The organism is Pseudomonas sp. IPO3778 (assembly GCF_013386825.1).
Classification (GTDB): domain Bacteria; phylum Pseudomonadota; class Gammaproteobacteria; order Pseudomonadales; family Pseudomonadaceae; genus Aquipseudomonas.
On record NZ_JACARC010000132.1, the window covers coordinates 1 to 338 of the forward strand.

Annotated in this window: 1 protein-coding gene; it reads left to right on the top strand. The window is 51.5% G+C overall.

The genetic code is table 11. The features are described from left to right. Window positions 1–203, top strand: a 203-nt coding sequence (locus HX855_RS33090; RefSeq protein WP_218644351.1) for a hypothetical protein, incomplete at its 5' end; no start/stop codon positions are given. Window positions 204–338: the final 135 nt, after the last annotated feature.

The window sequence follows — 338 nt, forward strand, 5'->3', positions numbered from 1 at the left end:
TGGAAATGCCTGATGATGTAAGACGCGGCGGGATGAAAGACAAAGATAGTAATCAAATTACCGTCAATATCGCTGATCTATTCAATTATCCAGCAAGGCCATGCATGCATTTGCCAGCTCATTTGCATGATCGGCGCCACCGCTGTGCATCACAATGCGGTCAGGTCGAACGATCAGTAACGTATTTTTCGGCAGACATTTGAGCAGTTCACCACTCAGGTCTTCGACCCAATGGGTGCCTGGATTACCCCGTTGGCCTCGCTGGACGATCTGCAAATACCCACCACCATGGGCCTGCCATCGCTCCTGGGTTGCAGTTTCCAGCAGTTGGCGAGGGT